The organism is Promicromonospora alba (assembly GCF_042654905.1).
GTDB classification, from domain to species: domain Bacteria; phylum Actinomycetota; class Actinomycetes; order Actinomycetales; family Cellulomonadaceae; genus Promicromonospora; species Promicromonospora alba.
On the sequence record NZ_JBHSFI010000008.1, the window covers coordinates 34,085 to 50,957 of the forward strand.

Consider the following 16,873-nt stretch of genomic DNA (forward strand, 5'->3'; position numbering starts at 1 on the left):
GTCCGGCAGTGGACCCGGGTGAGCCTGTCCCACTGTGCACGGAAGCGAGAGTACCCCGGGCAACGAGGTGTGTCTGGTTTACCGATCCGTTTCGAAATCGATATCGAAACCGTTTGACGAAACCGTTGCCGGGCTGCCAGTCTCCTGACTGACGGACCTGTCGTCCGTCACCGGCAGGCTCCTGCCGACCGTCGATGACGACTACAAGGGGTTCCACAATGATGAGGAAGACGCGGGCTGCGGGCACTCTTGCCCTGGGCGCCACGGTTGCCCTGCTGGCCGCAGGCTGTTCCGGCGGCAGCGACGGAGGGTCGGGTGACGGTGACGTCTCGATGACCTTCTGGCACAACTCCACCACCGGGCCCGGCAAGGCCTACTGGGAAGACACGGTCGCCGCCTTCGAGGCGGCCAACCCCGGTGTGACGATCGACGTCCAGTCCATCCAGAACGAGGACATGGACGGCAAGCTGCAGACCGCCCTGAACTCCGGCGACGCGCCGGACATCTTCATGGCGCGCGGCGGCGGCAAGCTGGCCGACGTCGTCGAGGCCGGGCAGATCATGGATCTCACCGACACGATCGACGAGGCGACGACGACCAACGTCGGCGCCGGCTTCGACGCCTTCACCGTGGACGGCAAGGTCTACGGCATGCCGACGGCGGTCCTCCCGGGCGGCATCTTCTACAGCCAGGACCTCTTCGGCGAGGCCGGCATCACCGAGCCGCCCGCGACCGTCGACGAGCTGAACGACGCGGTGGCCGACCTCAAGGCCGCCGACATCGCACCGATCGCGCTCGGCGCCAAGGACGCGTGGCCCGCCGCGCACTGGTTCTACTTCTTCGCGCTGCGCGAGTGCTCGCAGGAGACCCTCGAGGCCGCCGCCGCGTCCCGCAGCTTCGACGACCCGTGCTGGCTGGCGGCCGGCGAGGACCTGCAGGCCCTCAGCGAGACCGAGCCGTTCCAGGACGGCTACCTCACCGCGACGGCGCAGCAGGGTGCCGGCTCGTCCGCCGGCCTGATCGCGAACCACAAGGCGGCGATGGAGCTCATGGGGGCGTGGAACCCGGGCGTGATCGCCGGACTCACCCCCGACGAGAAGCCGCTGAAGGACCTCGGCTGGTTCCCGTTCCCCGCCACGGAGAGCGGCGAGGGTGACCCCGCCGCGTTCATGGGCGGCGTCGACGGCTACTCCTGCTTCGTCGAGGCTCCCCCGGAGTGCGCCGACTTCCTGAACTTCTTCATGCAGAAGGAGCACCAGGAGGCCTACGCCGAGGCCTTCGTGACGCTGCCCGCCAGCAAGGAGGCGCAGGGCGTCGTGACCGACCCGGCGCTGCAGTCCGTCCTCGCGGCCTACAACGAGGCCCCGTACGTCTCGGTCTGGCTCGACACGCTCTACGGCCAGAACGTGGGCAACGCGCTCAACGCCGGCGTCGTGGAGATGCTGGCCGGCGACGGTACCCCGCAGTCCATCGTCGACGCCGTGAACGCCGCGGCCGCAATGGAGTAACGAGCCACATGACTCACTCCCTGGGCGAGAACTCAGCAACCCGGACGGCCTCGCCTGAGGGACCCACGGTGGCCGGGGGCGGCGTTCCGACGTCGTCCCCGGCCCGTAGGCCGCGGCGAGGCAGGAGGACCGACTGGCGCAAGACGCTCGAGATCACCCTGCTCTCGGGCCCTGCCATCGTCGTGTTCCTGGCGTTCGTCATCTTCCCCGTCTTCCTGGCGGCCTACTACGGGTTCTTCAGCTGGAAGGGGTACGGGCCGCCGACGGAGTTCGTCGGGCTCGACAACTACCTGATCATCTTCAAGGACTCCGCCTTCCACGAGGCGCTCCTGCACAACGGCTACATCGTCGTGCTGTCCCTGATCATGCAGGGCCCGGCCGCCGTCGCGCTCGCGCTCCTGCTGAACCAGAAGATCCGCGGGCGCTCGATCATCCGGGTCCTCATCTTCGTGCCGTACGTGATCTCCGAGGTCATCGTGGGTACGGGCTGGAGCCTGATGCTCCAGACCTCCGGTGCGGTCAACGACATGCTCGAGAAGATGGGCCTCGGCTTCCTCGCCGTCGACTGGCTGTCGGATCCCGACATCGCCATCTGGTCGCTGATGCTCATCATCAGCTGGAAGTACATCGGCTTCGCCGTGATCCTGTTCCTCGCGGGCCTGCAGAGCATCCCCGAGGAGCTCTCCGAGGCGGCCGCGATCGACGGCGCCTCGTACTGGCAGATCCAGCGGACCATCACGCTGCCGCTGCTCGGCCCGACGCTCCGCATCTGGGCGTTCCTGTCGATCATCGGCTCGCTCCAGCTGTTCGACCTCGTCTACATCATCTGGGGCCAGTACATCTCCGCGACCGCGGGCACCTCGACGATGGCGACCTACATGGTCCTGAACGGGCGCCTGGCCGGGAACTTCGGCTACGGCAACGCCGTAGCCGTCGTGCTGTTCCTGATCTCGCTCGTCATCGCGCTGGTCTACCAGCGCTACGTGCTGCGCCGGGACACCGAGGGCGCGCTCACGGAAGGGAAGAAGTGATGGCGACGCTCCTCGAAGCTCCCACGAAGGCCCCGCAGAAGCTCCGCCGGCTCCCGAAGGTCGCGTGGGGCAGCCCGATGACCTATGTCATCGCCTTCCTCTTCGTCGGCATCTGCATAGGCCCAGTGCTCTTCATCATCGTGGGCGGGTTCCGGACGAACGCGCAGATCACCGTCGACCCGTCCGGCCTGCCCAACCCGTGGGTCATCGAGAACTACATCAGCGTGCTGGTGAGCGAGGTGTTCTGGCGCCAGGTGGCCAACTCCGCGGTCGCGGGCATCCTGACAACTGTCGGCGTGGTCGCGCTCGGGCTCATGGTGAGCTTCGTGCTGGCGCGGTACGACTTCAAGCTCAACGGGGCCATGTACTCGCTGTTCGCGGCCGGGCTCATGTTCCCCATGACGGTCGCGATCACCCCGCTGTACATCCTGATCCGCGACCTGGGCCTGATGAACACCATCGGCGGCATCGTCCTGCCGCAGATCGCGTTCGCGCTCCCGACCACGATCATCATCCTGGTGCCGTTCCTGCGGGCCATCCCGAAGGAGATCGAGGAGGCAGCCTCGATCGACGGCGCGAGCCGCATCGGGTTCTTCTTCCGGATGGTCGTGCCGCTGTCGCTGCCGGGCGTCGTCACGGTCGGCATCCTGGCGTTCGTCGCGTCCTGGAACTCGTACATGCTGCCGCTGTTCATCCTGAACGACGAGCTGTCGTACACGCTGCCGCTGGGTGTCCAGGCGTTCGCGTCCCAGTACTCGGTCGACACCGCACGGGTGCTCGCGTTCACGTCGCTGTCGATGATCCCCGCGCTGATCTTCTTCTCGCTGTTCGAGCGGCGCATCGTCGGTGGCCTCACCGGAGCCGTCAAGGGCTGACCCCGGCGCGGCCGGGCCGCGTCCTACGCAGGGTCGTACAAGCAGTTCAAGAAAGGATTCTTATGACGGAGCTGCCGGTGGCGCTTCGGGCGATGCCCGAGGTGTCGGAGCGGGTGCGCGAGCTGCACGCACAGATGACACTCGAGGAGAAGCTGGCCCAGCTGGTCGGGTACTGGCTGGACCAGGGCGGCAACGTCGTGGCACCGATGCAGGGCGAGATGGCCGGCGGCCAGGGCTCCAGCTCGCTCCAGGAGACCACGAAGAACGGCCTGGGCCACTACACCCGCGTGTACGGCACGCGGCCGGTCGACCCGGTCGAGCGGGCGGCGTGGCTGTGGGGCGAGCAGCGGAGGCTCAAGCGCGAGACGCGCCTGGGCATCCCGGCGCTGGTGCACGAGGAGTGCCTCACGGGCCTGGCGGCCTGGCAGGCGGCCACCTTCCCGACGCCGCTCGCGTGGGGCGCGTCGTTCGACCCGGAGCTCGTGGCCGAGATGGGCCGGCTCATCGGGGAGTCCATGCGGGAGCTCGGCATCCACCAGGGGCTGGCGCCGGTGCTCGACGTCGTCCGCGACCCCCGGTGGGGACGGGTCGACGAGTGCATCGGCGAGGACCCCTACCTCGTGGGGACGGTCGGCACCTCGTACGTCCGCGGGCTGCAGGGCGCGGGCGTGCACGCCACGCTCAAGCACTTCGTCGCCTACTCCGGCTCCAAGGCCGGGCGCAACCACGCCCCGGTGAGCGCCGGCCCGCGCGAGATCGCCGACATCTACCTCCCGCCCTTCGAGATGGCTGTGCTCGACGGCGGGGTGCGAAGCGTGATGGCGTCGTACAACGATGTCGACGGCGTGCCCATGCACTCGTCGGGCGAGTACCTGACGGGTCTGCTCCGCGAGCGGTGGGGGTTCGACGGCGTCGTGGTCGCCGACTACTTCGGCGTCGCGTTCCTGACCGTCATGCACGCCATCGCCGCCGACCGGGGTGCGGCCGCCGCGGCCGCGCTGGAGGCGGGCGTCGACGTCGAGCTGCCGTCCGGTGACGCGTACCTCGAACCGCTCGCCGCGCTCGTCACGGACGGGACGGTGCCGGTCGAGATAGTGGACCGGGCGGTGCTGCGCGCGCTGAAGCAGAAGGAGGAGCTAGGCCTCCTCGAGCCGGACGTGTACGAGGACGCCCCGCCCGCCGCCGTCGACCTGGACTCGCCGGCGCACCGCGACGTGGCCAGGCGGCTCGCCGAGGAGTCGGTGGTGCTGCTCTCGAACGACGGCGTGCTGCCGCTCGGCTCGTGGCACGACAAGCCCGCCCGCGTGGCGGTGATCGGGCCGAACGCGGCCCGCCCCGAGGCGCTCATGGGCTGCTACTCGTTCGCGAACCACGTGCTCGCGCACTTCCCCGGCGTCCCGGCGGGGTTCGAGATCCCGTCGGTGGCCGACGCGCTGGCCGTCGAGTTCGACCGCGCGGGCCTGCCCGCGCCCGAGCTCACGTTCGCCCAGGGCTGCGAGGTCGAGGGCGACGACACGTCGGGCTTCGCGGAGGCAGTCGCCGCCGCGGAGGCCGCCGACGTCGCCGTGGTCGTCGTGGGCGACCAGGCAGGACTGTTCGGCCGGGGCACGGTGGGCGAGGGCAACGACAGCGAGTCGCTGGACCTGCCCGGCGTGCAGCGCGAGCTCGTCGAGGCGGTGCTCGCCGCGGGCAAGCCCGTCGTCATGGTCCTGATCACCGGCCGCCCGTACGCGGTGGGCTGGGCGCTCGACGGCGCTCAGGGCCCCGGCGAGGCCGGTGCCAGGAAGCCCGGGGCGGTGCTCCAGGCGTTCTTCCCCGGGGAAGAGGGCGGCAGCGCGCTCGCCGGCGTCATCTCCGGCCGCGTGAACCCGTCGGGGCGCCTGCCCGTGTCGCTCCCGCGGTCCAGCGGTGCGCAGCCCTACTCGTACCTGCACCCGATCCTCGGCGGCGCGTCCGAGGTGACGTCCACCGACTCGACACCGCCGCGCTCCTTCGGGTTCGGCCTGTCTTACACGACGTTCGCGCGTGAGCTGGTCTCCGTGGACCGGGTGGTGGCAGCGGGCGGCACGTTCAGCGCCGTCGTGACGGTCACGAACACCGGTGGGGTGGCGGGGTCCGACGTCGTGCAGCTGTACGGGCGTGACGTGCTGGGCTCCGTCGCGCGGCCGACGGCGCAGCTGCTCGGCTACCACCGCGTCACGCTCGAGCCGGGGGAGACCATCACCGTCACGTTCGACGTGCCGACGACTCGCTTCGCGTTCACCGACCGCAGCATGACGCGGGTCGTCGAACCAGGCGACGTCGAGGTGTGGGTGGGTGCGCATGCGGCCGACAGCGTTGTCAGAGTGGTGGCCGAGGGCATCGCCGACCTGGACGAGCCGAACGACCTGCCGGACGACGCCCCGACCCCGGACGGCGCCGCCACCCCGCCGACGACCCGCAAGCAGCTCACGATCACGGGCACCCTCCACGAGGTAACCCCCACGGACCCTCGCTGGGTCCGAGCCACAACCTGACCGCTTCCGTTGAGTGCTGGGTATTTGTGGGTCTCGGACCCGAAAGTGCACAAATACCCAGCACTCAACGGGTGGGGCGGTGGGAGGATGGGTCGATGCGCATCGATGTGTGGCTGTGGGCGGTGCGGCTGACCAAGAGCCGGTCGGTCGCGGCCGACCTGTGCCGTAGCGGCCGGGTCCGGATCAACGACAAGGTCGCGAAGGCGTCGGCGTCCGTCGCTGTCGGCGACCGCGTGACGTGGCGCGACCCGCTCCGGGACCGGGACGTCGAGGTCGTGGAGCTGCTGCTCAAGCGGGTGGGCGCCCCGATAGCGGCCAAGGCGTACCTGGATCACAGCCCGGCCCTGCCGACACGCGTCGAGCGGGAGGCCGTCGGGCTGCGCGACCGCGGCGCTGGGCGGCCCACCAAGCGCGAGCGGCGCGATATCGACAGGCTGCGCGGCCGGATCTGACCGGCGGAAATCACCCGGGTGAGTTCTGGGTTTTTCGCCGTTTTCGCCCGATCTCGGACGGTATCTTCACGGCACACCCCTGCCCCGCGCAGGTCCAGTTGCGCCCGGTATCCCGGCGCACCCCAGCCTGGAGAACCCATGCACCCTCGCACGCGACGTCGTACCAGGACTCTGGCTACGGCCACTGTCCTGGCACTCCTGGCAGTACCGAGCGCGGCGGTCGCCGCGCCCGAACCCAGCCCACGGCCGGTCGGCCCGGCAGGCCCCCAGACGGCGCCCCGCGCCGTCGACCCGGCCGACAAGTTCACCGCCGGGGCCAACCGGGCCTTTGCCTCTGCCTCCGACGAGACCACCGACTTCTGGCTGCGGTTCGCCGAGAAGCCCGACCTGTCGGCGGCCGAGGGCATCACGAGCTGGTCCGAGCGCGGCGACTACGTCTACAAGACGCTCCTCGCGGCCGCTGAGACGTCCCAGAAGGACGCGATAGCGGAGCTGGAGGCGGCCGGAACCAAGTACACCTCCCACTGGGCCACCAACGCGATCCTCGTCGAGGACGGCTCGCTGGACCTGGCGACCGACCTGGCGGCGGACGTGGAGGTGCTGGAGGTGCGTCCGAGGACGAGCTACGAGGCGCCGAAGCCGGTGGAGACGACGGACTCCGCGAACGAGACCGCGGCCGCAGCCGCGGCCGGACCCACGTGGGGTATCGCGGCGATCAACGCTGACGACCTGTGGCGCGAGGGCTTCACGGGCGAGGGCATAGTGGTCGCCAACATCGACACCGGAGTCGACGGCAGCCACCCCGCACTGTCCGGGCAGTACCGTGGCGCGGGCGCGGCTGATCCCGACGCCTTCAACTACTTCTCGGCCGACGGGCGACAGGGCCCCCATGACGGGAACGGCCACGGCACGCACACCATGGGCACCATGGTCGGCGGCACCGTGCGGACCGATGCGGGCATGGACCGCGCCGTCGGCGTCGCACCAGATGCCGAGTGGATCGCCGCCGGTGCCATGAGCGCCGGCGGTGGGCTGACGGATGCGGCTCTGATCGCCTCCGGCGAGTGGATCCTGGCCCCCTACGACCAGGGTGCGGCCAACCCGGTCCCGGACACGACGAAGCGTCCGCACGTGGTGAACAACTCGTGGGGTGCCGACTTCTCGACGGACCCGTTCATGGAGGACATCGTCACGGCCTGGGAGGCAGCCGGCATCTTCTCGACTTTCTCCAACGGGAACGCGGGTGGGCTCGGCTGTGCGGCGGCGGGCTCCCCGGCCTCTCGGACGGTCAACTACGCGGTGGGCGCGTACGCCCAGAGCGGGGCGATCGCCGACTTCTCCTCGCGCGGCCCCGGGCAGAGCGGCACGGTCAAGCCGGACATCGCGGCACCGGGTGTCTACGTCCTGTCGACCCTGCCGGGGAGGAGCTCGGCCTTCTGGGACGGCACGTCGATGGCCGCCCCGCACGTCGCGGGCGCTGTGGCGCTGCTGTGGGACGCCGAGCCGGAGCTGCTCGGCAACGTGCAGGCGACCCGCGCCATCCTGGACGGGACGGCGCACGACGTGAACGACACGGAGTGCGGCGGCACCACCGACGACAACAACGTCTGGGGCGAGGGCAAGCTCGACGTCCTGGCGGCCTACGAGCTGGCGCAGGAGTCGACGTTCACGACGACCGTGCCGACCATCTCGGGCGAGTACCGGGTGGGCGCGCCTCTTACCGCCTCGGTCGCTCCCTGGAGCCCTGTCGCGGCGTTCACCTACCAGTGGCGCCGGGACGGCGACATGATCGGGGGAGCGACCAAGTCGACCTACACCCCGGACGACGCCGACCTCGGTGCCGAGCTGTCGGTCACCGTCACCGGCTCGGCCGCCGGCTCCACGCCGACCTCCACGACCAGCGTCGAGACGCCCGAGATCACCATCGGCACCCTGACCGCGTCGACGCCGAAGATCGACGGCACCGTCCGCGTGGGCTCCACGCTGCGAGCGCTCGCCGGCTCGTGGACGCCGGGTACCCGGTTCACCTACCGGTGGTACGCCGACGAGGCCGTCATCAGCGGCGCGACCGGGTTCACCTTCACGCCCGCCGCCGCACAGCGCGGCAAGAGGCTCACGGTCCGGATCTTCGGTTCCCGCGCCGGGTACACCGCGGCCAGCCGGCTCAGCGGTGCCACGGCTCCCGTCGCCGTGGGGGTCATCTCCCAGGACCTGCCGGTGATCGTCGGCCCCGCCGCGCCCGGTGCCACGCTGGCCGTCTCCCGGCCCGCAGCCGTTCCCTCTGACGTCTCCGTCTCCTACCGGTGGCGGCTCGACGGGCGTTCCATCAGGGGCGCGACGCGGAGCACGCTGACCATGAGGTCCGAGTGGAGGGGCCACGACATCACGGTCAGCGCGTCCGTTGCGAAGTCCGGGTACGTCGTCAAGACCGTCACGTCCGCGGCTGCGCGGGTCGGGGGCGCCTATACGAGGTCCCCGAACCCGACGATCTCCGGCACCACGCGCGTGGGCTCCACGCTCAAGGTCGCGCGCGGCACCTGGTCGCCCACGCCGACGTCGTTCTCGTTCCAGTGGTACGCGGACGGCCGGCGGATCGCCGGGGCCACGAGCTCGTCGTACACGCTGACGGGCGCCGACTACGGCAAGAAGATCACCGTGTCCGCGCGCTCCTACCGGGCGGGCTACGGCACGGTGCTGCGGCGCAGTGCGGCGACCGGCGAGGTGCTGGCGTCGGCCGTGCGGTGGGTGGGCGACGACGACTGGGCGCTGCCGGTGGGTACGGGCGACATAGCTCCGACGACCTACATCGCGCAGGCCGGCTCGGCCGTCTGCGAGACGGCGCGCCAGTCAGCCACCGAGGTGCTCGCCTACAACCTCGGATCGGGCCAGCGCCTGTTCAGGGTGGTGGGCACCGATGACAGCGTCTTCGCGAGCGAGAGCTGCGGCACCTGGATCAAGTACTACCCCGGGATGGTCAGGACGGGCGCCTCGACGGCCGCGAACGGCGTCTACGCCCTCGGTGACCACCTCGAGCGCGGCGTGTACTCCACGACGGGGCCGACGAACGCCGGGACCTCGTGCCGCTACACCTTCTACAAGGGCTTCGAGGGCGCCGAAGGCGTCCTGAGCCGCGGTGAGGTGTCGTCGGCCCACACCATCACCATGCCGTCGTCCGCGGCCGGTTTCGGGACGGCCGGCTGCAGCTGGAAGCGCATCGGCTGACCGAACGGTCACCCAGGGTCTGGGGAGCCGCGCCGAGTCCGTCTCGGCGCGGCTCCCCTTTTCCGACCCCGGGTGTCACCGGGTGAATCTCGGGCATTCGGCGACTTCGAGCGGCTGGGAAGGCTACGTTCTGACAAGAGTCTGCGGAACGCAGGCCCAGCGCGTCTGGGCATCCTGGGCGCACCAGCCCGGGAGTAGTCATGCACCCACGCGTACGACGTCTCTCCAGAGTCCTGGCCTCTGCCGCCGCTCTGACGCTCCTTGTGACGCCCGCAGCCACCGTGGCCGCGCCAGGCACCGGCAACGCCGACGGCCGCCCGGCCACCGCGACGGGCGCGGAGACGTCCGCGGTCGCCGACCTCCCCCTGGAGGCATCGACACCGACGATCGACGGCACCCTCCGCGTGGGCTCGACGCTCCGGGCGCTCGCGGGCTCGTGGACGTCCGGCACCACCTTCACGTATCAGTGGTTCGCGGACGGCGCGGCGATCAGCGGCGCGACGGGGTCCACCTTCACGCCGACCGCGGCGCAGCTCGGCATGGGGCTCTCTGTCCGGCTCGACGGCATCCGGGAGGGCTTCATCCCGGCGAGCCGAACCAGCGCGACCACGTCCCACGTGAACGTGGGGTACATCTCCCAGGGGCTGCCGGTGATCGTCGGCAACGCGGCACCCGGCGCAACGCTGACCGTCGCCCGGCCGCCGGCCGTGCCGGCGCCCGACTCCGTCTCCTACAGGTGGCGGCTGGACGGGCGTTCCATCAGGGGCGCGAACCGGAGCGAGCTGACCATGAGGTCCGCCTGGAGCGGCCACGTCATCACGGTCAGCGCGACCGTTGACAAGGCCGGGTACGCCGTCGAGACCGTCACGTCCGTGGGTGCGCGGGTCGGGGGCGCGTACACGAGGACCCCGAGGCCGGTGATCTCCGGGGCAGTGCGCGTGGGGTCCACGCTCACGGCGACGCGCGGTACCTGGTCGCCCACGCCGTCGTCGTTCTCCTTCCAGTGGTACGCGGACGGCCGGGCGATCTCGGGAGCCACCGCGTCGAAGTACACGCTGCAGGCCACCGACTACAAGAAGGAGATCACCGTGTCCGCGCGCTCCTACCGGGCGGGCTACGGCACGGTGCTGCGGCGCAGCGCGCCGACCAGCGAGGTGCTGGCGTCGGCCGTGCGGTGGAGGGACGACGGGACGGCCTACTTGCCGGTGGGGCCGGGCGGCGTGGCACCGGCGATCTACGTCGCGCAGGCGGGCCCCACCAGCTGCTACTGGGAGCGCTACGCCTCCACCGACCTGAGCACCGACCCGGTCGCCGCCGGCGAAGGCATCGGCCAGCGTGTGGTCGAGGTGTTCGACACCGATGTCCTGGTCGGGGCGACCATGGGCTGCGGCGTCTGGATCAAGTACTACCCCGGGATGGTCAGGACCAGCGACGAGACTGCCACGGACGGCATCTATGTCCTCGGCGACCACCTCGAGCGCGGTGTGTACTCCACCCTCGGTCCGGCCGCTGCCGGCGAGGACTCGTGCTCGTACACCTTCTACAGGGGCTTCTACGGCTCCAGGGCGGAGATCGGTGGAGGCACCGTGAGGGCGGCCACGACCATCACGATGCCGGACTCCGCAGTCGGTTTCGAGACGCGCGACTGCAGCTGGAAGCGCATCGGCTGAGCCGGCGCCCGGGCGTGCGGGGGAGGCCCCGCGCCCGGCACGCCGGGTGATCTCCTCGGACTTTCGGCGACTTCGATCGACGGCGCGGTCTACGGTCTTGACAAGAGTCCTGCCAAATGCAGGGCCCAGCGCGCCTGGGCATTCTGGGCGCTCCAGCCCCGGGAGTAGCCATGCATCCGCTCGTACGACGTCTCTCCAGAGCCCTGGCCTCGGCCGCCGCTCTGACCCTCCTCGTGACACCCGCGGTCGCCGTCGCCGCGCCCGACGGGAATGCCGGCGGCGGCATCCCGACCACCGTGACCAGCGCGGAGACCGCCGACGTCCCCCTGGAGTCGTCGATACCGACGATCAGCGGCACCGCCCTCCCCCTCCGGGTGGGTTCCACCCTGCGAGCACTTGCGGGCTCGTGGACGTCGGGTACCCAGTTCACCTATCAGTGGTTCGCGGACGGCGAGGCGATCAGCGGCGCGACGGGCTTCACCTTCGTGCCGACCTGGGAGCACCGTGGGACGAGGCTCACTGTCCGGCTCGACGGCTCCCGGGAGGGCTACACCCCGGTGAGCCGGACCAGCGCGAGCTCGACCCTCATCTATCCGGGGCTCATCTCCGTGGGGCTGCCGGTGATCGTCGGCAGCGCGACGCCCGGCGCCACGCTGACCGCGGTCGGGCCCGCGTCCGTTCCCTCGACCGTCAACGTCCACTACCGGTGGCGGCTCGACGGGCGTTCCATCAGGGGCGCGAACCGGAGCGAGCTGACCATGAGGTCCGCCTGGAGGGGCCACGAGATCACGGTCAGCGCGGAGGTCGACAAGGCCGGTTACACCGTCTATAGAGTCACGTCCCCGGCTGCGCGGGTCGGGGGCGCGTACACGAGGTCCCCGAACCCGACGATCTCCGGCACCCCGCGCGTGGGCTCCACGATCAAGGCCACGCGCGGCACCTGGTCGCCCACGCCGACGTCGTTCTCGTTCCAGTGGTACGCGGACGGTCATCGGATCGCCGGGGGCACGAGTTCGTCGTACACGCCGAAGCCCAGGGACTACGGCAAGAAGCTCTCCGTGACCGTGCGCTCCTACCGGGCGGGCTACGGCACGGTGCTGCGGCGTAGCGCGGCGACCAGCGAGGTGCTGGCCCCGGCCAGGCGGTGGGTGGGCGACGACGAGCAGGCCCGGCCGGTGGGGCCGGACGGCGTGCTCGCGACGATCTACATCGCGCAGGCGCGCTCGGCCGAATGCACCTGGGAGCGCCGGTCTGCCACCGAGGTGCTCGGCTCCAGCGTCGGATCGGGCCAGCGCTTGTTCAAGGTGATCGACACCGATGACACCGCCTTCGCGAGCGAGAGCTGCGGCGTCTGGCTCAGGTACTACCCCGAGATGGTGACACCGAGCGACGAGACGGCCGATAACGGCGTCTACGCCCTCGGCGATCACCTCGAGCGCGGTGTGTACTCCACCTCCGGTCCGGCTGTCGCCGGCACGTCGTGCGCGTACACCTTCTACAAGGGCTTCTACGGCCAGGACGCGGTGATCGGCCAGGGCACCATCACGGAGGCCACGACCGTCACGATGCCGTCGGCCGCAGTCGGTTTCGAGACGGCCGGCTGCAGCTGGAAGCGGATCGGCTGAGCCGTCGCCAGAGCGCCGGGCACGCGGGGGAGACCCCGTGCGCCCGGCGCGCTGTCGTTCGCGGGGCGCGGTAGCGCCGCCCTCGTGACCACTGCAGCTGGTGTCACGCCGAACACCCCGGGTGATTCCGGGGAACTTGAGCGGCTGGGAGGGCTACTTTCTTGAGAAGAGTCCTGCCAGATGCAGGCCCAGCGCGCCTGGGCACCCTGGGCGCACCAGCCCCCGGGAGTAGTCATGCACCCACGCGTACGACGCCTCTCCAGAGTCCTGGCCTCGGCCGCCGCTCTGACACTCCTTGTGACACCTGCGGTCGCCGTCGCCGCGCCCGACGGGAATGCCGACGGCGGCGGCCCGACCACCGCGGCCACGGCGACCCGTGAGATCTCCGACGTCCCCCTGGAGTCGTCCACCCCGAGAATCAACCCGACGAACACCGACTGGGTCCGGGTGGGCGGGACGCTCAAGGCGCACGCGGGCACATGGACCTCCGGCACCACTTTCACCTACCAGTGGTACGCGGACGACGTGCCGATCAGCGGCGCGACCGGGTTCGTCTTTTCCCCGACCGCGGCGCAGGTCCGCAAGAGGCTCACCGTCCGGCTCGATGGTTCCCGGGAGGGCTATACCTCGGTGAGCCGGACCAGCGGGCCGTCGGAGCCCGTCGAATACGGGAGGTTCTCCCAAGCGCCCCCGAGGATCCTCGGCGTCGCGACGCCCGGTGCCACGCTGACCGTCTTCCGGCCGACGGCGGTGCCCGAGCCCGACTCCGTCGAGTACCGGTGGTGGCTCGACGGGGAGCGCATCCGGGGCGCGACGCGGACCACGCTGACCGTCAGGCCCGAGTGGAGAGGCCACCTCCTCTCGGTCCGGATGTACCTGACGAAGCCCGGGTTCCTGGGAAGGCTGGTCCCGCCGTCCGCGGAGGTGCGGGTCGGGGGCGCGTACTCGCGGTCTCCGAACCCGGCGATCTCCGGCACCGTGCGCGTGGGCTCCACGCTCACGGCGATCCGCGGCACCTGGTCGCCCACGCCGACGTCGTTCTCGTTCCAGTGGTACGCCGACGGACGGCCGCTCTCCGGGGCCACGACGTCGAAGTACACGCTGAAGGGCACCGACTACAAGAAGAAGATCACCGTGATCGCGCGCGCCTACCGGGCGGGCTGGGGCACCGCGGTGCGGCGCAGCGCGGCGACCGCCGAGGTGCTGGCATCGGCCGTGCGGTGGCAGGCCGACGATCTCGGCGAGCCGATCTACGTGGGGGAGGAGCCGACCGGCGTGGTCCCGACCACGTACATCGCGCAGGCAGGCCCCGCCAGCGAGTGCGCCTGGGCGCGCCTGCGACGTGACGGGACCGAGCTCGCCCAGGACGTGGGATCGGGCCAGCGCATGTTCACGGTTCTTCCCATCGACTACACCGTGTACACGAACCACCAGTGCGGCGTCTGGATCAAGTACTACCCGGGGATGGTCAGGACGAGCCACTCGACGGCCGCGCACGGCGTCTACGTCCTGGGCGACCACCTCGAGCCCGGCACGTACTCCACGACCGGTCCGGTCGTGGCCGGCGAAGCGTGCACCTACATCCTCTACGAGGGCTTCTACGGCGAACCCGCCGTGGTCGGCCGCGGCGTGGTGACGGAGCCCACGAGCATCCGCCTGAGCGGCTCCGGGCACCTGTCCGGGTTCGCCACCGCCGGCTGCAGCTGGCAGTGGATCGACTGACCCGTCGCCGGGGCGCGCGGTAGCGTCGCCCCATGACAACGGCCGAGACCACCGCCGACCGCATCGCCGCCCTCCTCGGGAAGCGCCCCGTCTGGGACGGTCACAACGACCTCCCGTGGGAGCTGCGCGAACAGTCGGCCTACGACCTCTCCGCCGTAGACATCGCGCAGCGGCTCACCACCACCCACACCGACCTGCCGCGGCTGCGCGAGGGCGGCGTCGGCGCCCAGTTCTGGTCCGTCTACGTGCCCGCCCAGCTCCAGGGCGGGGCAGCGGTCACGGCGACGCTCGAACAGATCGACTGCGTGCACCGCATGGTCGAGCGGTACCCGGACACGCTCCGGCTCGCCCTGACCGCCGCCGACGTCGAGCAGGCGTGGGCGGACGGTCGGATCGCCTCGCTCATGGGCGCGGAGGGCGGGCACTCCATCGACGAGTCCCTCGCCGTCCTGCGTATGCTCCACGCGCTGGGGGTGCGCTACATGACCCTCACGCACAACGACAACGTGCCCTGGGCCGACTCGGCCACCGACGACGAGGTGCTGGGCGGGCTCTCCCCGTTCGGCGAGGACGTCGTGCGCGAGATGAACCGCCTCGGCATGCTCGTGGACCTCTCGCACACCTCCGCCGGCACCATGCGCCACGCCCTGCGAGTCACCTCGGCCCCGGTCGTGTTCAGCCACTCCAGCGCCCGCGCCGTCTGCGACGTCCCCCGCAACGTGCCCGACGACGTCCTGGCCACCCTCGCGACCAACGGCGGCGTCTGCATGGTCACGTTCGTGCCGCAGTTCGTGTCACCCGCCGTCGCCGAGTGGCGGGCGACCGGCGCGGAGGCAGCAGCGGCCCAGGGCATCAAGAACACCGACCTCGGGGCCTTCGAGCCGTTCATCGCCGAGTGGCGGTCCCGGCACCCGCAGCCCCGCACCACGCTGGCCGACGTCGTTGCGCACGTCGAGCACGTCCGCGAGGTCGCCGGCGTGGACCACGTGGGACTCGGCGGCGACTACGACGGGACCCCCACCCTCCCCGAAGGGCTGGAGGACGTGACGGGCTACCCCCGCCTGCTCTCGGCGCTCGCGGACAACGGCTGGTCCGATGCCGACCTTGGCAAGCTGACCAGCGGTAACGCGCTCCGCCTGCTGCGGGACGCCGAGTCGGTGGCGGCGCGGACCGCGCGCTGACTCAGCTCGGCAGCTGCACGACCTTGCGCTGGAAGCCCAGAGCCACCTTCTGCAGGGACTCGAGCGGCTCCTGCTCGTTGTGGTAGCTGATCTGCCGCAGCATCGAGCCGGACGAGGCGAGCAGCGCGACGATCACGTCGCGCGCGTCCTCGCGGGTCTCGAGAGCCTCCTGCAGGAGGTCCTGGACGTGCGGTGACCTGAGACCGTCCTCCTCGGGATCGAGCAAGGCTGTCAGGAGCGCTATCGACAACGAGCTTCCGTGGATGCTTGCCATGGTGGTCTCCCCCCGTAGAGGCCCGGGGTCCCGGGCATCAGGCACCCCCGCGGGCAGGCCCGCGGGGTACGCGTCCGCTGCCCCCACCCCTGTGGCCTCGGTCGTGCACCCTTGTGTACCGCAGGTCAGGGCGTCGCGCCTGTTGACAGGGGCGAAACAGGGCCGACGACGGCGTGTCGCACCGCGTGGCAGTCAGTTCGCGTGCAGGAGCAGCTGGAAGAGGACGTGGTCCTGCCACTGCCCGGCGATCTTCAGATACCCCGGCGCGAAGCCGATCCGCTCGAAGCCGGCACGGGTCAGCACGGCCTGGGACGCCTCGTTGTGGGGGAGCGTCGCGGCCTGCAGGCGGTGCAGGCCCAGCTCGTCCCGGGCGTGCTCCACCAGCGCCTCGATGGCGCGCGTCATCAGGCCCCGGCCGGTGAACCGGGGGTCCAGCCAGTAGCCGACGTGCCCGTTCTCGAAGGCACCGCGCACGACGTCGGTGAGGTTCAGCCTGCCCACGATCTCGCCGTCCACCTCGAACACCGTGTACAGGGCCCGGCCGGTGGAGCTCTCCAGCACCAGCGCCCGGAGGTGCTCCTCGTGCCACTCCTCCGTGAAGAACGCCTCGGGGCGGGCGGGGTCCCAGGGGGCGAGGTGCTCCCGGTTGCGTCCGTAGGCGCCGGCGATCGCCGCTGCGTCGTCCTTGGTCAGTTCTCGGAGTGTGACGTCGTCGGTCAGGGCGATCTCGAAGGGCATGGCGCCACGATAATCCTGAGTCTTCTGGGGCGACGTCTGTGCAGGCCAGCGGGGTTCTG

General features: G+C 70.8%; 12 protein-coding genes. 10 read left to right on the forward strand and 2 right to left on the reverse strand.

Translation table 11 applies throughout. From position 1 onward, the window contains the following. Positions 1–221 precede the first annotated feature (221 nt). The 10 genes from ACFO6V_RS22675 (at position 222) to ACFO6V_RS22720 (ending at position 15,802) form a co-directional block, all read left to right on the forward strand. Positions 222–1,508 carry an extracellular solute-binding protein gene (locus tag ACFO6V_RS22675; RefSeq protein WP_465264125.1) on the forward strand — a complete coding sequence of 429 codons (1,287 nt, stop codon included), beginning with the start codon at positions 222–224 and terminating at the stop codon, positions 1,506–1,508. Positions 1,509–1,516: 8 nt separating this feature from the next. Further along, entirely contained in the window at positions 1,517–2,539 is a 1,023-nt protein-coding gene (locus ACFO6V_RS22680; protein ID WP_377139780.1) for a carbohydrate ABC transporter permease, read from the forward strand. Next, positions 2,539–3,414 (forward strand): carbohydrate ABC transporter permease, encoded by an 876-nt coding sequence (locus ACFO6V_RS22685; protein ID WP_377139783.1) that lies wholly within the window; start codon positions 2,539–2,541, stop codon positions 3,412–3,414. Before ACFO6V_RS22680 ends, ACFO6V_RS22685 begins: the two co-directional genes overlap by 1 nt. A gap of 62 nt (positions 3,415–3,476) precedes the next feature. Continuing rightward, positions 3,477–5,930: a beta-xylosidase/alpha-l-arabinosidase gene (locus tag ACFO6V_RS22690; protein WP_377139786.1), complete on the forward strand. Its 2,454-nt coding sequence runs from the start codon at positions 3,477–3,479 to the stop codon at positions 5,928–5,930. Between the two features lie 95 nt (positions 5,931–6,025). Further along, entirely contained in the window at positions 6,026–6,382 is a 357-nt protein-coding gene (locus ACFO6V_RS22695) for an RNA-binding S4 domain-containing protein (RefSeq protein ID WP_377139789.1), read from the forward strand. A gap of 138 nt (positions 6,383–6,520) precedes the next feature. After that, on the forward strand, positions 6,521–9,604 hold the full coding sequence (locus ACFO6V_RS22700) for a S8 family serine peptidase (protein ID WP_377139791.1): 3,084 nt from the start codon (positions 6,521–6,523) through the stop codon (positions 9,602–9,604). Positions 9,605–9,804: 200 nt separating this feature from the next. Beyond that, positions 9,805–11,274, forward strand: coding sequence for a hypothetical protein (locus ACFO6V_RS22705; protein WP_377139793.1), 1,470 nt, complete (start codon positions 9,805–9,807; stop codon positions 11,272–11,274). A gap of 170 nt (positions 11,275–11,444) precedes the next feature. Further along, positions 11,445–12,899: a hypothetical protein gene (locus ACFO6V_RS22710; RefSeq protein ID WP_377139796.1), complete on the forward strand. Its 1,455-nt coding sequence runs from the start codon at positions 11,445–11,447 to the stop codon at positions 12,897–12,899. Positions 12,900–13,133: 234 nt separating this feature from the next. Beyond that, positions 13,134–14,621, forward strand: coding sequence for a hypothetical protein (locus tag ACFO6V_RS22715; RefSeq protein WP_377139799.1), 1,488 nt, complete (start codon positions 13,134–13,136; stop codon positions 14,619–14,621). 32 nt (positions 14,622–14,653) lie between these two features. After that, positions 14,654–15,802 carry a dipeptidase gene (locus tag ACFO6V_RS22720; protein ID WP_377139802.1) on the forward strand — a complete coding sequence of 383 codons (1,149 nt, stop codon included), beginning with the start codon at positions 14,654–14,656 and terminating at the stop codon, positions 15,800–15,802. 1 nt (position 15,803) lies between these two features. On the opposite strand, the gene ACFO6V_RS22725 is transcribed toward ACFO6V_RS22720, so the two are convergent. Then, a complete protein-coding gene (locus tag ACFO6V_RS22725; RefSeq protein WP_026366117.1) occupies positions 15,804–16,076 on the reverse strand; it encodes a hypothetical protein in 273 nt (90 codons plus the stop codon). A 192-nt stretch (positions 16,077–16,268) separates the two neighbouring features. Beyond that, positions 16,269–16,814: a GNAT family N-acetyltransferase gene (locus ACFO6V_RS22730; protein ID WP_377139805.1), complete on the reverse strand. Its 546-nt coding sequence runs from the start codon at positions 16,812–16,814 to the stop codon at positions 16,269–16,271. Between the last annotated feature and the right edge of the window lie 59 nt (positions 16,815–16,873).

What these genes read in the sequence shown, in the direction of transcription:
- ACFO6V_RS22680 (WP_377139780.1), top strand. Translation starts at nt 1,517, where the DNA reads ATGACTCACTCCCTGGGCGAGAACTCAGCAACCCGGACGGCCTCGCCT.
- ACFO6V_RS22695 (WP_377139789.1), top strand. Translation starts at nt 6,026, where the DNA reads ATGCGCATCGATGTGTGGCTGTGGGCGGTGCGGCTGACCAAGAGCCGG.
- ACFO6V_RS22685 (WP_377139783.1), top strand. Translation starts at nt 2,539, where the DNA reads ATGGCGACGCTCCTCGAAGCTCCCACGAAGGCCCCGCAGAAGCTCCGC.
- ACFO6V_RS22720 (WP_377139802.1), top strand. Translation starts at nt 14,654, where the DNA reads ATGACAACGGCCGAGACCACCGCCGACCGCATCGCCGCCCTCCTCGGG.
- ACFO6V_RS22710 (WP_377139796.1), top strand. Translation starts at nt 11,445, where the DNA reads ATGCATCCGCTCGTACGACGTCTCTCCAGAGCCCTGGCCTCGGCCGCC.
- ACFO6V_RS22705 (WP_377139793.1), top strand. Translation starts at nt 9,805, where the DNA reads ATGCACCCACGCGTACGACGTCTCTCCAGAGTCCTGGCCTCTGCCGCC.
- ACFO6V_RS22700 (WP_377139791.1), top strand. Translation starts at nt 6,521, where the DNA reads ATGCACCCTCGCACGCGACGTCGTACCAGGACTCTGGCTACGGCCACT.
- ACFO6V_RS22730 (WP_377139805.1), bottom strand. Translation starts at nt 16,814, where the DNA reads ATGCCCTTCGAGATCGCCCTGACCGACGACGTCACACTCCGAGAACTG.
- ACFO6V_RS22690 (WP_377139786.1), top strand. Translation starts at nt 3,477, where the DNA reads ATGACGGAGCTGCCGGTGGCGCTTCGGGCGATGCCCGAGGTGTCGGAG.
- ACFO6V_RS22675 (WP_465264125.1), top strand. Translation starts at nt 222, where the DNA reads ATGAGGAAGACGCGGGCTGCGGGCACTCTTGCCCTGGGCGCCACGGTT.
- ACFO6V_RS22725 (WP_026366117.1), bottom strand. Translation starts at nt 16,076, where the DNA reads ATGGCAAGCATCCACGGAAGCTCGTTGTCGATAGCGCTCCTGACAGCC.
- ACFO6V_RS22715 (WP_377139799.1), top strand. Translation starts at nt 13,134, where the DNA reads ATGCACCCACGCGTACGACGCCTCTCCAGAGTCCTGGCCTCGGCCGCC.